This is a genomic window from Thermoactinomyces intermedius (assembly GCF_013912365.1).
GTDB lineage: Bacteria > Bacillota > Bacilli > Thermoactinomycetales > Thermoactinomycetaceae > Thermoactinomyces > Thermoactinomyces intermedius.
Genome location: NZ_JACETT010000039.1, coordinates 32856 through 46619, shown reverse-complemented (window position 1 = coordinate 46619; position 13764 = coordinate 32856). Strand labels below are relative to the sequence as shown.

The following is a 13764-nucleotide window of genomic DNA, read 5'->3' as shown; positions in this document are numbered from 1 at the left end:
TGATGCAGCATGAATACACTGAAACGTTTTCAACCGGAAACATGGGAGAACGTTTCCCGGAATTTGTTGATCAAGATGATTGCCGAGTTTCTGTATGAAGACATCATTCATCCGGAAATGGAAAAGGCAGACGGGGAGAATCAACGTTGCCGTTTGGAGCTGAAAAGCGGTGTCACATACACTTTCGAAGTGAAAAAACGGTTGTTTGACAGTTACCGTGTCTATGGCGACACCATTTACCGCCAGGAAAACGGGGAGGTGAAGCCAGCCACCAATCCGATTCAATTTTTGCTGGACATCCAAAGCACCATCGGCATGAATTCGATGACGGCGGGGCATTTGATTCGGGAATACACCCACACCCTGGTGGCGGATGCATATATCCTTGAAAAAAAGAAAAACCAACAGCTTGATTTGACCGATTTGGATTATGCCGAGCTGGAAGGAGAAATGGAAGGACATCCGTGGATCACTTACAACAAGGGGAGAATCGGGTTTAGCCATGAAGATTACCTGAAGTATGCCCCGGAACAGAAAAATAAGGCCAAATTGTCCTGGATCGCCGTGCATAAAGAAAGAGCCGATTTTCATTCGGTCGACGGTGTCAAATATGAGGAGCTGGTGAAAAAAGAACTGGGAGAAAAACAAGTGGAATCCTTCCGGCAAGTCCTCATGCAAAACGGATTGGATGACAAAGATTATTACTTCATGCCGGTGCATCCCTGGCAGTGGGATCATTATATTGTTCCATTTTTTGCGGAAGAACTCGCGCAAAACCGGATCGTCCTGCTGGGAACCGGGGAAGATGAATATCTGCCGCAACAATCGATCCGCACCTTTGTCAATACCAGTTCCAAAGAGAAGCATCATGTCAAGTTGCCGATGAGCATTTTAAACACCTTGGTTTACCGCGGATTGCCCGGCGAAAGGACCGTGTTGGCCCCCAAAATCACGGAATATATCTGGAACATATGGAAAAACGATCCGTATTTGCACAAGGAGTGCAGGTTGATCTTGCCGGGGGAAGTGGCCAGCATCAACTACGATCATCCTTATTATGCCAAGCTCCAGGGAGCGCCTTATCAATATTTGGAGATGTTGGGTTGCATTTGGCGGGAAAGCATCTACAACTTTATGGAGGAAGGAGAAAAACCGATTACCCTGGCGGCTCTGTTGCATGTGGACGGGGAAGGAAAACCGTTTGTCTCCCGGTTGGTGGAGAAATCGGGGCTCCGGCTGGATGAATGGCTGGATCGGTTGTTTGAAGCCATTTTGCCGCCGTTGCTCCATTACTTGTATCGCTACGGGGTGGTTTTCTCCCCTCACGGGCAAAACACCATTTTGGTGTTGAAAGACTCCGTTCCGTCCCGCCTGGCGATGAAAGACTTTGTTGATGATGTCAACGTGAGCCGGGAACCCTTGCCGGAATTGAAAGATTTGTCGGAAGACCTGAGACAGGTGTTGCGCAGTGAAGAGCCGGAAGGGCTTTGCCAATTTATTTTCACCGGATTGTTTATCTGCCATATGCGCTATCTGTCGGATTTGTTGGAACAACATCATCAGTATCCGGAGGAAGCATTCTGGAAAAAAGCGCGGGAAACCATCCTGGCTTACCAAAAGCGGTTCCCCGAACTCAAAGAACGTTTCCAATTGTTCGATTTGCTCCGTCCGAAATTCACCAAACTCTGCCTCAACCGCAACCGGATGCTGGATTACGGATATGAAGATGATGTGGACCGTCCTCACGCTTCTGAATACGGAAAAGTGACCAACGCACTGGCTTTGTCTTAAAAAGACGAACCCCGGGGTTTGCCGCTCCGGGGATTTTTTACGTTCAAAAACGGTTTCTTGCCGGTTGATGGGGATAAGTGGTACCATGGGATACCCGGCAAAAATTGAATATCATTAGCAAAGAAGAGGATTGATGGGGTCAAGGACGTTCATCCTGTAACCGGTGTCAAGATGATTGGAAAAGGAGGAAAATCACCATGGTTGAGGGAAGCGGACAGGGTCGGGAATTTAAACCCGTGAGTGACGAAGAGCTTCAAAAGGTTACCGTGGGAAAAGTTGAAACCCCACAATGCAACCATCCATCTCGAGGAGTATGATCCGCGTTGGCCGGAGTTGTTTAAGCGGGAAGCCAAACGAATCCGTTCGGCACTCGGCGACAAGGTGTTGCGTTTGGAGCATGTCGGATCCACCTCCGTGCCGGGACTGTGTGCAAAGCCTGTCATCGACATCCTGCTGGTGGTGAAAGATTCATCGGATGAATCGGCTTATGTCCCGGCGTTGGAGAAAGCCGGTTATCTCTTGCGGATCCGGGAGCCGGAATGGTTTGAGCATCGCCTGTTCAAAGGACCGGATACAGATATCAATCTGCATGTCTTCAGTTTGGGCGCGGAAGAAATTGACCGGATGTTGCGGTTTCGGGATTGGTTGCGTTCCCAAGAAGCAGACCGAAAGAAATATGCCCGAGTCAAACGGAGACTGGCAAAAAAGAAATGGCGGCATATTCAAAACTATGCCGACGCCAAATCGTCCATCATCCGGGAAATCATGGAACGGGCAAATGCAAATACCTGATTTTCTGTAAAGGTGGAGGCGTTGATAAAAAACCCCCTTTCCGGTTTGGAAGAAGGGGGGGTTTTAATTGTCAGGGCTGCCGGCTTGTTGCTGATACATCCGGCGCAACGCTGATTTGTTCACTTTTCCGTTGGCATTACGGGGAAGCAGTTGCCTCAAGAAGAGAACATCCTTGAGTTTGTGGGTGCCGGGTTTTTGGTGCACGGATTGGAGAATCTCTGTTTTTGTAAGGGATGCTCCCTGAGCGGGTTTTACAAAAGCTTAGGGAATTTCCGACCATTGTGGCCGTGAAAAACAAGGAAGCCCCGGCAGGGATACCGGGGCCGGAGAAAGGAAAAAGTTATCCGGCATGGATTTGTTTCAGTTGTCGGTTCAGTTGTTTGGCTTCTTCCAGTGCTCTTTCGTCATGCAGGATTCCGTCGGGTTTGCCTCCGTAACCGATCAAATACCCTTTGAAATCCATGGACATAAACCGGAAGATCAAATCAAACTGTTGCACGAGCGGAAGAGCAAACAACCGGGCGTTTTCCCCGCCGGTGATCACAACGTAAGCCTGTTTTCCGCGCATGGCTTCTTTGAAATCATACCGGGGATCGCGCAAGCTTTGGGACCAGCGGTCAATGAAATTTTTCATGTGCCCGCTCATCCCGTACCAGTATAAAGGCGTCGAAAAGACAATGGCGTCATGCTCCATGACTTGTTGAATGAGGCGGTCATAATCATCATCCACCGGATCAAAGCCGTCGGGGTCATGACGCTGATCCACAATCGGGCGGATGGAGTATTCCCGGAGATAAAGATGCGTTGCCGGTATATCTTCCAGTACATAGTGGGTCAGTTTTTCCGTGTTTCCATTTTTACGTGAACTTCCGTGAATGGCCATCCATTTCATGGGTTTCTTCCTTCCTCTCCAACGTAAAAGTAAGTTGTAACTACAAAATCTTCTACTAAACCCCTGCTTGTCCCTTCTTTTTTCGATTTTTTATGGCATTGGACTTAAACCAGAGGAGGAACATCGGTTTTTCCCTGAGCAAACAGTTCTTTGACCATGTGCTTTGCGTAACCGGCAGCTTGAGCAAAGGTGATCTTGGCCGGCATGGGTGCTTCGTCCGCATCAACCACCACATCGATGATGCAAGGCTTTTTCTGCTTGACTGCTAGCTCAAAGGCCGGAAGCAGTTGATCGGGGGTTTCCACGCGGTAGCCGATCCCGCCGCAGATTTCGGCATAGCGGGCAAAATTCGGGTTGGTCAGATCGGTTCCGAACTCAACATTGCCCATCACTTCCTGTTCAAACTTAATCATGGCGATTTTGTGATTGTTCAAGACCACCACCACGATGGGAAGCTCATATTTGACGGCGGTGACAAAGTCGTTCATCGTCATGCCGAAGCCCCCGTCCCCACAGATGGCGAACACTTGCTTATCCGGATGTGCGATTTTGGATGCAATGGCTCCGGGAAGCCCGCAACCCAAAGTGGCCAGCCATGCGGAGGTGAGAAATTGTTGGCGGATCATGCGGAAATGACGTGCCACCCATACCGTCACATTGCCGACATCCACCGATAAAATGGCATCATCATCGGCGACTTGTTGCAAAGCTTTCAGCACCCGTTGCGGTTTGATCGGAACCTCATCGGCTTCTTCCTGTTTCGCGAGATGATCCCACCAGTCTTTCATCATTTTTTGATGGGTTTCCAAATGGCTGCGGTCCGTTTGATAAGGAACTTGGTCAATGAGCCAGCCCAATGTGTAATCGGCGTCGCCGGCCAGTCCGATATCCACGGGCATGCGTTTTCCGATTTGGGTGGAATCCGTGTCGATTTGAATGGTTTTTGCCTCCCGGGGCAAAAAGCCGGTAAACGGGAACGACGTGCCGGCCAGAATCAGGGTGTCCGCGTTTTGCATGGCTTCATAAGCCGGACGCGTCCCGATCAGCCCCAGACCGCCGAGACAAAGGGGATGTTCATCGGGGATCACGCCTTTGGCCGGCAAACTGAGAATGATGGGCGCGGCCATTTTTTCCGCAAGGTGGATCAGATTTTCTTTTGCATGTTTCGTTCCTTTTCCGGCCAGGATGACCGGCCGTTTCGCTTTTAACAGGATTTCTTTGGCCTGGAGAAGATCGCTTTTATCGGGGCGGATTTCCTGTTTGCAATAAAACGACGTGGTGGTGCGCACTTCCCGTTCCACTTCATAGCGGGGAATGTCGTCCGGAATGGTTAAAACGGCAACCCCTTTTTTGGCATAGGCGGTCCGGATGGCCTGATTGACCACCGCCGGCAGTTGTTCGGCCGACATGATCCGCTGGTTATAAACGGCCACATCGTCAAACAGGCGATCCAGATTGACTTCCTGGAAATAGTCAATACCGATCAAATCGGATTCCACTTGGCCGGTTATGGCCAAAACGGGAGCGTGATCCAACTTGGCGTCATACAATCCGTTCAACAGATGAATGGCCCCCGGTCCGGCAATGGCGGTGCAAACGCCCAATTTTCCGGTCAATTTGGCGTAGGCGGCTGCGGCCAACGCACCGGCTTCTTCATGCCGGACCTGTATAAATTTGATTTTGTCTTTGGCTTTCCGGATCGGCTCGATCAAAGAGTTGATCGAATCCCCGGGCATTCCGTATATATGATCCACTCCCCAATCGATCAGCAGATCAACCAGGTATTCACCGGCTTTTTTTCGGAACATCGAAAAATCCTCCTTCTCGTTCATTCGGTTGTTTTTATTGTGCGCAAGCGGTGATAAAAACATCCTTTGAAACGGAGAAAGAAGGATCATTGCCACGTGTTCCGGCTTTTTCCCTCGCGACGTGCCTGATCTTCCTGAAAACGGTGAAGATGTTCTTCTTCCACCGCCTTGGCCAAGGCTTGTTCCGTGTGCATGAATGCGCGGGTGGCTTCGCGAAGCTTGCGTTCCCATTTCAATTGTTCCAGCCGGTGATGGCGTTCCACCTCTTTGTTGCCTTGATGTTTGGCGCGCTGCATTTCATCCAGATGATAAAACATTTGTTTTTCGCATTCTTCGATATCCCGTTTGATCTCTTCGATCAATAAGCGGTATCTGCGGACTGACATATGATACTCCTTTTTGGAATGGTTTTCCAATGATTTCTCTTTTGGAAGGAATGATCCCTGCATGGGTCGCGCTCGTGTTATGAATTTGCCGTTTTCGGGAGGGTGCTGAAAAGCCGAAGCCGGTTCGTTTATAATAAAATTAAGAAAAGAGGGAGAATGAGAGCCGTTATGAAAGAAAGTTATTTGCTGCGCAAAATTGTGATATCCCGTACAGAGATCCCGTTTTTGCACGGGCAATTGATTTATGATTATGAAGAGAGTTCCGGCCATATCGAGCTGATCGTGGAATCGGTATCGGACCAGGTGCAAAAAGTCCTGAAATCAGAACCCAAGTTTAAGATTCCCGTTTCTTGCGTGACGCAGGAATTTTACCGCATGGAAGGATTGACCCGGTGTTTTCAGGTTTATGAAAACCGGTTTCAATTGCAATTTCCATTGGATACCAAACTGAACAAAGAGGCGTTTTCCATGAGCGAACTGTTGCAGCCGTATGAACTGGTGGAGTTGGAGTATAAGGGCCAAACGTATCGCGGATATTTGGCCAATTGGTCCCATGACGGAAACATGGTTGCGCTCAAAGACCGGGAAACCATGCAAATCCGGCTTTTCCCCTTATCCGGCGTGAAAATCACCTTGTTGGACAGCGGTTTAAAAGGATGAATCATTGACTCCGATAAAGGAAAAAAAGACATCCCAACTGCGGATGTCTTTTTTTGAAATCTTTCATCTTTTCTGAGTCGGGAGCACCATAGCCTCGTTCTTGGAAGCAATACCAATCGCCGTCCTTCCCGATATATTCATAATCAAAGGCGGAGGGAGTCATCTCTGTGACTTTTGCCCGCCAAATGTGATACGATTGCTCCGGAGGCTTTGGATGATTCGTTCATCGATGCGTTTGAAGCCGTGAAACCATTGAAGCAGATGATGGATGAGAAACCGAAAGAGGTGACTTGATGACCTGGATTGATATTTCCCAGCCCCTTCATTCCGGAATCCCGGTGTGGCCGGGAGATGCCCCGTTTCAATATGAATTCATTTCTACCAAAGAAGAAAGCGGATCGGTCCATGTCGGCCAAGTGCAAATGAGTACCCATACCGGGACTCATATTGATGCCCCTTTTCACTTTGACGATGCGGGGAGCAAGGTGCATGAATTGGATGTGAATCTTTATATCGGCAAAGCCAGGGTCATTCATTTGCCGGGAAGAGAAAAAATCAAGGCGGAAGACTTGATGGAAAAAGAATGGGGCGGAATCAGCCGCCTTCTGATCCGGACCGATTCGTGGCGGGACCGGAACGTGTTTCCCGAAGAAATTTGTCATTTGGATCCGGATACGGTCCCGTATCTGAAGAAACAGGGGATCCGCCTGATCGGGCTGGATGTTCCGTCCGTGGATCCGATCGACAGCAAGACGTTGCCGGCACACCATGCTTTATGGGATGCTGGCATCCACATTTTGGAGGGGGCGGTTTTGGACAACGTGGAAGAAGGGATCTATGAATTGATCGCTTTGCCGCTTCCCATTCTCGGAGGGGACGGGAGCCCGGTCAGGGCCGTGATTCGCCCGGTGGCAGAACCCCTTTGAAGCGGCAAAAAGAGGCGGAGCATTTCCGCCTCTTTTTTTCAGGAGAAGTTTTCGTTGATCAGCGTGACTTTTCCAACTGCTTGGCCCGATTCGAGTCGTCGATGGGCTTCGGCCACTTGAGCAAAAGCGTAAGTTTTTTCATCCAACAACGGCTTGATTTTTCCTTCGTCCACCCACCGGCTGATTTGTCTCAAGATTTCACCGTGGCGTTGCAGGCCTTTGCCGGTGAGAATCGGGAGGATCATAAAGACGGCATGCAAGGTCAAACCTTTGTTGTGCATGAGGGACAAATCATGCGTGGAACGGGCCGCGATGGTGACGACATGGCCGTGGATTTTGACTGCTTGCAGAGAGCGATCGATATTGGCTCCGCCAACGGTGTCGATCACCACGTCAAAGCCTTCGCCGCCGGTATATTGTTTGACATAGTCATCCACTTCGCTTTGCCGGTAAAAAATGGGGTGATCGGCTCCCAACCTTTTGGCGATTTCTGCTTTCCGGTCTGTGGAGACGGTGGTATGTACCGTGGCACCGGTGAGTTTGGCCAGTTGCAGGGCAATATGGCCGACGCCCCCGGTTCCGGCATGAACCAACACGTTTTGCCCTTCCTGAATCCGTCCCCGTTCAAAAACGGCTTCCCAAGCGGTGATCGACACCAGAGGAAGGGCGGCCGCTTCTTGGAAGGAGAGCGTGCGGGGTTTTGGCGCCACCAGTTCTTCACGGACGAGCAGGTAATCGGCCAGAGCTCCGCCATGCGTGTTTTTAACCCCTCCGGCACAGGCAAAAACCTCATCCCCGACTTGAAAAGAGGTGACCCCTGCGCCGGTTTCTTCAATAACACCGGCCACATCGCCGTGTAAAACGGCCGGCAGCCCGGGGGCAACATTCGGCACGGCTCCGCTTCGGATTTTTGTATCAATCGGATTGACACTGGTGGCGGCAACGCGGATCAGGACATGGCCGGGCAACACCGCCGGACGCTGGAGAGTTGCCGGTTCAAACACATCCGGGGAACCGAATTGGCGGATGATTTGTGCATGCATGGTTTTCTCCTCCTTTATTTTTTAACAAATATAACATATCTTTGGTGTGAGAAGGAGGAGGATCACTCGTCTTTGGTTTTGACACCGTAGTCCCGCAAATTGAGATCGACTTTAATGCGAATCGGAACATCGGCAAACCATTTTTCTTCCCATTCATTCTTGATGCGGTGCCACAATTTGTTGTCATGGATGCGGAGGGCGTCTCCGAAACCGGCCACATCAGCCTGATAAATTTTTTGCATTTTATACAATGCCGAACGCATTTGATGGACGATTTTTTCTTCTGCCTTTTGTTCCAAGCGTTCAAGAAATTTCGGATCTGTGGCGTCGTCTTCTTCAATCCAGTCTTCCGTCAAATAGCCTTCGGTTTTTACGTGGACATCAAAAGAAATTTTGTCACCTTCCACACGGGGTTTGATTTTGCTGGACATGTTAAAAATCCTGACGGCGAAAATGGCTTGATCCTCATCATAAACGTTTAACACGCCGCCTCCCTTTTTTCCGGTAATCCAGTTGACCCCGGCGATGTCTTCGGAATTCATGTAACCGATCATTTTCTTGTTTCTCCCGCTGATGACAGCAGCATCTTCCAGTACGATTTCATTATTTTTTTTGGCGATGCAGGGAAGCAAAAAGCTTTGGTTGCTTGCCAAAAATCTTCCTGCTCTTCCATACGTCACCGGTTCCAATATCCGAAGTGAATATTTGGTGTTGTCTGCGATACTGAGAATTTTAAAAGCCGGCAATTCATTGCCTTGGCCTTTTTCCTCGCCCTCCAGAAACTTTCCCGCTTTTCCTTTCGTGCACAGGATGGTGCTGCTTAAGCGGACGTACGGGCCTCGAAACAGATAGCCCAGCATGTTTCGAAAATTCATTCGCTTGGCCAATTCTTCCCCGATCAACGTGATCTTCAGGTGTTGTCCAATGAGCGGACCCCGGTTGAATAAAGCGACTTCCACAGCCATCTTGCCTAAGGTGTTGCCGGTGATCGTTGTATTTTCATAATCGATTGTCCCTTCTCCGCTGGAGGGTTGTTTCGGATCCATAATTTGAAGGGTGGCGTTGATCACCGGTTTTTCCCCTTCAATCCGGACTTCACCGGTCTCTGTGTCACCCAGATCAAGGGCCAGTCCGATATTGGCTGAAGTTTCTTCAATATCCCGGTAGTCCCAACAGCCTGTGAGCATGATCAGGCTTACGAGAATCAAACTGACAAACAGTCGCCTTTTTCCGTTCATGTTGACCTCCGTTAATTATGGTGTCTTGAACGCCGGTTGCGGATCCAGGCAACCACCAGTGCGATCGGCACAATGATGAAGACCACGAAGAGCTCGATGTGCACCAAAATGGTGCCCAGGTTAAAAAATTCATTGATATCCGCCGGCAGGAATGCGATCAAAAAGATCAAGGGAGAGACTCCGTAGATAAAAAAACGGATGTTTTTTCCGGTAATTTGGGAAATCCCCAGACAAAAGATGTATTGCATGCTCACATAGGTGGCGAAGATTTGCAAGATCCAGACGGCCAGCAAAAACACTTCATATCGTTCGAAAAATATGCCTGTCAGTTCGTAGGAGCGGATTAATTCAATGGTCGGAAAAGTGAGGGTGATCGTCTGATCCGGTCCCAATCCGCCCACCACGACAATCACAATGACAACGTAAAAGAGTGCGGGCACCAAAATCCCGGCGGAAATCGCTTTCCATGCTTCTTTTTTTCGTTGCATGAATGCGTTTAACACCAACATGAATTCATAACCTGAAAACGTCAGGGATGAACCGTGAATCCCTTTGATCACCGGTTCCACCCCCATTCCCATGACCGGCAGAATGTTTCGCCATTCAAACACTTTAAAGCTGGTGGCCAATACGACAAAGAAAAAGAAGAGAGTGATGGGAAGCAAAATTTCAAACATCCGGGCGACGGCAACGATTCCGCCGGTCATCAGATAAATCCCGACAAACACCATGAGCGATATGGATACAGCCGGCGGGGTGTTGGGAAGCAAATGGAAGTGTGTCACCTCGGCCATGCCTCTCAATTCATAGCCGGCAGTGATAAAAAGATATGAGAGAAAGATCAAATTGGCCAAATTGCCGATCCATTTGCCAAAGATTTGCGTGCTGTATTGAAAAAAAGTTTGATCCGGATAATACCGGTTCAACCGGATAATCAACCATCCCATCAACAGAAGAATCAGGGTTGCAAGAATGACCGAAATCCAACCGTCCTGTCCTTGTGTGTCTTCCGTGACATTCCGGGGAAGGGTTAGGACGCCCATTCCCAGAATGACCGAGGCGATGAATATCGATGTTTGAATGGTGGTGATCTGTTTCCGATTGCTGTCTAGCATCACGACACATCCTTCATTGTTTTTGCCGGACCGGGTCTTGGGGTTTTAAGGTGACCGGACGGCGGTTTGTGCGACTCAGCGGCGACCGGAACAAAATGTCTTTCCAATCTTGGGTTCGTATGGGGACAATCGGTGCCAAGTAAGGGAATCCGAAGCTTTCCAAGCGGACGAGATGAGTCATTGTTAACAAGAAAAAGATGATGATCCCGTACAAACCGAAAAAGGCGGCAAATAACATGAGCACAAAGCGCAAATACCGGAGAGCGATCCCGGCGTTATATTGGGGGATGGCAAAGGATGAGATCGCTGTCACCGCAACCACCACCAACAAGATGGGACTGACAATGCCAGCTTGCGCAGCGGATTCCCCGATCACCAACCCGCCGACAATACCCACGGTCTGGCCGACCGATTTGGGAAGACGGAGCCCGGCTTCCCGCAACACTTCAACTGCCACTTCCATAAACAACGCCTCCAAAACCGACGGGAAAGGCACACCTTCCCGGGTGGCGGCAATGCTCATCGCCAGCCTTGTCGGGATCAGCCCTTGATGGAAGGAGGTAAAGGCGATATAGAAAGCCGGCAGGGAAATCGACAGAAAAGCAGACATGTACCGCAAGTAACGTAGCAGGATCCCCGGAATCCAACGGGTGTAGTAGTCTTCCGGCGATTGCAAAAACATCCAAAACGTGACAGGTACAATCAGGGCAAAGGAGGTCCCGTCCAGAAGTATCGCCACCCGTCCTTCTGTCAGCGCCCCCGCCACCCGGTCCGGACGTTCGGTGTCTTGCACTTGCGGAAATGGAGAAAAGGTGTTGTCTTCGATCAAATGCTCAATATAACTGGTGTCCAATACTTCATCGATGTCGATCTCTTTTATGCGTTGATCCACCGTTTTGACCAATTCCGGGTCTGCGAGGTCCTGGATGTAGACGACTGACGCTTTGCGCTGTGTCCGCCTTCCGAGAACATAGGACTTATAAGTAAGATTCGGCGTGGCCAAACTTTGCCGGAGCAGCGCCAAATTGACTTCCAGCGAGTTGGTGAAACCGATTTGGGGTCCCCGGACAATTGCTTCGGTTTCGGAGGGTCCCAAGCTGGTTGTCAACTTCTTGCTAGTGGCCATTACAATTGCTTGGTCGCATCCGTCCACCAACACCGCCGTGGATCCCCGGATCAAATGCGTGAAAATCTCCGAATAGCTTTGGATTACTTTGAGCTTATAGAAACTTAAAACGTGGTTTTTGATAAAGTGGATGATTTCATCTGACTGGATGAATCCGGTCTCCCGGGTGGAAAATTCATCCCAGTTGTGCATCAACCGGTCAAGAATTTGTTCGCTGATGATTTTTTCATCCACCATTTCTTTCATAAACAAACAGGCCGCCTGGATGTTGGTCCCGCCGATTCGAAAGGAACGGATGGTCAAGTCCGGATGTTGTTCTGTCAGTTTGTTGAAATAATTCACATTGGTTTCAAGGTTGTTTTTCAAACGATCCGTATCGGCTGATTGTTTGTTTTCATGTATGTCTTTTTTCCGTTTCCGGTAGAAATGGCGCTTGATCAACGTCAGTCATCCTTTCATGAACGAATCCATTGAAAGAGGCGGGTCACGGCACAAGGAATCACGAGAATCAATATGGCAAAAATGAATATTTTCTTATCCGGAATATGCTCCACGATAAATTCCCACATGGTATCACCTTCATGGTTAGTGTGTTTCAATGTTTTGTTTTTCATGCGCAAAAAAAGACGGCCGGACATGGGCCGTCACAGATTTTGTGAGAAAGGATCTTAAATCTTATATTGTTAATCCTTAGCTTGGCAATATTGTGCCTCTTTTCCGATGACCCGATAGGGACAATCGGCTTGTTCCGCCAGATAAAGAGCCGCTTCCCGGTTCCGTTCCGTTTCGCGTTCAATGACTTCATCCGGTGGATAAAAGCCTCCGCCGGAGGTTCCTTTCGGATACATTTCAAACGTGAAGGCGAAGATGTTATGTTCGCCGTATGCCCAGTCGGTCATGTCTCCATCCGTGATGTACAAGTCGCTGGATTGTTGGGGGGTGTAACCGTTGGTTTCAGCCATGGCTTCCCCCATGGTTTTAAATACCTGATAATCATCAGCGCTCATGTCATCCGGGGTGTTTTCGTAGGTGTATCCGTAGGGCCACAAGATCAATTCGCTGTAGGTGTGAAAACTGATGGCCGTTTTGATTTGCTGTTCCCCGTTGATCACCCGGCTGTTGACGAAATCGCGGAGAGCAGCGGTTTCCGGTGCGGAAAAAGGAGCTTGTCCGCGATAGGTTTCACTGGACGGATTGCTGCTGGAACCTCCGCAACAACCCCACTGGTAACCGTAGTTCCGGTTCAAGTCGGTGCCGATGGAGGAAGATCCGCTGTTGGGCTGGCGATTTTTGCGCCAGTATTGGTATTTGCCGGTGGAGATGTCGTACTCTCCCCCGTCGGGGTTCATATTAAAGAGGATGTAGATTTCCCGGGAATCGACAATCTCTTTGATTCTCGGATCGGTGGCATAATTGTCGGTGTACAGGTGGAGCAGATAAAGAGCCATTTCAACGGTTAAATGTTCGCGGGCATGATGCAGGGAGGCGTAGAGAACTTCCGGCTCGTCTTCATCCTCTTGAACGTTGTCGCTGATCTTCACCGCCCACAGGTCACGGTTTTCATATGATTTTCCAATGCTGAATTTGCGGACGATGTCGCCGTGATCGGAAACGGCTTGATCAATCTCTTTTACCATTTTGTCATAGTTGTGGTAGCGGGAGTCGGCATCGGGGAAATCGAGGGTTCCCAACACCGGCTCGGCTTTGGGTTGAAAGCCTTTTTCTTTCAGGCTTTTCAGTTCCGTGTCGGTTGCAAGCACTCTCACATAATCCGCTCCGACCTCTTCGATGGATGCACCGGTCCGGGCAATTTCGGTTCGTTGTTCTTTGCTTTTGACTTCAGGGATGTGGTAGAATCCGGTGGTGGAAAAACGGTTTTCATCCAAGGATTCTGTTGCGCTGTTGACAAAGCCGGTCATCGGAAAGGCCGCCAAAAGCATCAGGGAGACAGTCAGGGAAAACCACCGTTTTTTACGGGAAAGCATGG

Annotated in this window: 11 protein-coding genes and 1 pseudogene; 4 read left to right on the top strand and 8 right to left on the bottom strand. The window is 49.5% G+C overall.

The features are described 5' to 3' along the window. Positions 1–9 precede the first annotated feature (9 nt). Both H1R82_RS09770 and H1R82_RS09765 read left to right on the top strand, forming a co-directional pair. Entirely contained in the window at positions 10–1791 is a 1782-nt protein-coding gene (locus H1R82_RS09770; RefSeq protein ID WP_181732499.1) for an IucA/IucC family protein, read from the top strand. 197 nt (positions 1792–1988) lie between these two features. Next, positions 1989–2583, top strand: a pseudogene (locus H1R82_RS09765) (GrpB family protein). Between the two features lie 340 nt (positions 2584–2923). On the opposite strand, the gene H1R82_RS09760 reads toward H1R82_RS09765, so the two are convergent. The 3 genes from H1R82_RS09760 to H1R82_RS09750 all read right to left on the bottom strand — a co-directional run bounded on the left by H1R82_RS09760 (position 2924) and on the right by H1R82_RS09750 (position 5669). Further along, positions 2924–3475, bottom strand: coding sequence for a flavodoxin family protein (locus H1R82_RS09760; protein WP_181732498.1), 552 nt, complete (start codon positions 3473–3475; stop codon positions 2924–2926). A 104-nt stretch (positions 3476–3579) separates the two neighbouring features. Continuing rightward, the gene (locus H1R82_RS09755) at positions 3580–5283 is read right to left on the bottom strand and encodes a pyruvate oxidase (protein WP_181732497.1); all 1704 of its coding nucleotides are present in this window, start codon (positions 5281–5283) and stop codon (positions 3580–3582) included. Between the two features lie 86 nt (positions 5284–5369). Further along, positions 5370–5669: a hypothetical protein gene (locus H1R82_RS09750; protein ID WP_131470844.1), complete on the bottom strand. Its 300-nt coding sequence runs from the start codon at positions 5667–5669 to the stop codon at positions 5370–5372. Between the two features lie 168 nt (positions 5670–5837). Here H1R82_RS09750 and H1R82_RS09745 point away from each other — a divergent pair, with 168 nt between their 5' ends. Together H1R82_RS09745 and kynB are read left to right on the top strand one after the other, a co-directional pair. After that, on the top strand, positions 5838–6329 hold the full coding sequence (locus tag H1R82_RS09745; protein WP_181732496.1) for a hypothetical protein: 492 nt from the start codon (positions 5838–5840) through the stop codon (positions 6327–6329). Positions 6330–6622: 293 nt separating this feature from the next. Then, complete coding sequence (kynB, locus tag H1R82_RS09740; protein WP_181732495.1) at positions 6623–7255, top strand: arylformamidase; 633 nt, start codon at positions 6623–6625, stop codon at positions 7253–7255. A gap of 38 nt (positions 7256–7293) precedes the next feature. Here the strand turns inward: kynB and H1R82_RS09735 are convergent, their stop codons facing one another. The 5 genes from H1R82_RS09735 to H1R82_RS09715 form a co-directional block, all read right to left on the bottom strand. Then, the gene (locus H1R82_RS09735) at positions 7294–8298 is read right to left on the bottom strand and encodes a zinc-dependent alcohol dehydrogenase family protein (protein WP_181732494.1); all 1005 of its coding nucleotides are present in this window, start codon (positions 8296–8298) and stop codon (positions 7294–7296) included. Positions 8299–8360: 62 nt separating this feature from the next. Further along, a complete protein-coding gene (locus tag H1R82_RS09730) occupies positions 8361–9536 on the bottom strand; it encodes a Ger(x)C family spore germination protein (protein WP_181732493.1) in 1176 nt (391 codons plus the stop codon). 11 nt (positions 9537–9547) lie between these two features. After that, positions 9548–10651 carry a GerAB/ArcD/ProY family transporter gene (locus tag H1R82_RS09725; RefSeq protein ID WP_181732492.1) on the bottom strand — a complete coding sequence of 368 codons (1104 nt, stop codon included), beginning with the start codon at positions 10649–10651 and terminating at the stop codon, positions 9548–9550. Between the two features lie 13 nt (positions 10652–10664). After that, complete coding sequence (locus H1R82_RS09720; protein WP_181732491.1) at positions 10665–12218, bottom strand: spore germination protein; 1554 nt, start codon at positions 12216–12218, stop codon at positions 10665–10667. 242 nt (positions 12219–12460) lie between these two features. Further along, the gene (locus H1R82_RS09715) at positions 12461–13762 is read right to left on the bottom strand and encodes a M14 family metallopeptidase (protein WP_181732490.1); all 1302 of its coding nucleotides are present in this window, start codon (positions 13760–13762) and stop codon (positions 12461–12463) included. Between the last annotated feature and the right edge of the window lie 2 nt (positions 13763–13764).

What these genes read in the sequence shown, in the direction of transcription:
- kynB (WP_181732495.1), top strand. Translation starts at nt 6,623, where the DNA reads ATGACCTGGATTGATATTTCCCAGCCCCTTCATTCCGGAATCCCGGTG.
- H1R82_RS09760 (WP_181732498.1), bottom strand. Translation starts at nt 3,475, where the DNA reads ATGAAATGGATGGCCATTCACGGAAGTTCACGTAAAAATGGAAACACG.
- H1R82_RS09745 (WP_181732496.1), top strand. Translation starts at nt 5,838, where the DNA reads ATGAAAGAAAGTTATTTGCTGCGCAAAATTGTGATATCCCGTACAGAG.
- H1R82_RS09725 (WP_181732492.1), bottom strand. Translation starts at nt 10,651, where the DNA reads ATGCTAGACAGCAATCGGAAACAGATCACCACCATTCAAACATCGATA.
- H1R82_RS09755 (WP_181732497.1), bottom strand. Translation starts at nt 5,283, where the DNA reads ATGTTCCGAAAAAAAGCCGGTGAATACCTGGTTGATCTGCTGATCGAT.
- H1R82_RS09735 (WP_181732494.1), bottom strand. Translation starts at nt 8,298, where the DNA reads ATGCATGCACAAATCATCCGCCAATTCGGTTCCCCGGATGTGTTTGAA.
- H1R82_RS09715 (WP_181732490.1), bottom strand. Translation starts at nt 13,762, where the DNA reads ATGCTTTCCCGTAAAAAACGGTGGTTTTCCCTGACTGTCTCCCTGATG.
- H1R82_RS09730 (WP_181732493.1), bottom strand. Translation starts at nt 9,536, where the DNA reads ATGAACGGAAAAAGGCGACTGTTTGTCAGTTTGATTCTCGTAAGCCTG.
- H1R82_RS09770 (WP_181732499.1), top strand. Translation starts at nt 10, where the DNA reads ATGAATACACTGAAACGTTTTCAACCGGAAACATGGGAGAACGTTTCC.
- H1R82_RS09750 (WP_131470844.1), bottom strand. Translation starts at nt 5,669, where the DNA reads ATGTCAGTCCGCAGATACCGCTTATTGATCGAAGAGATCAAACGGGAT.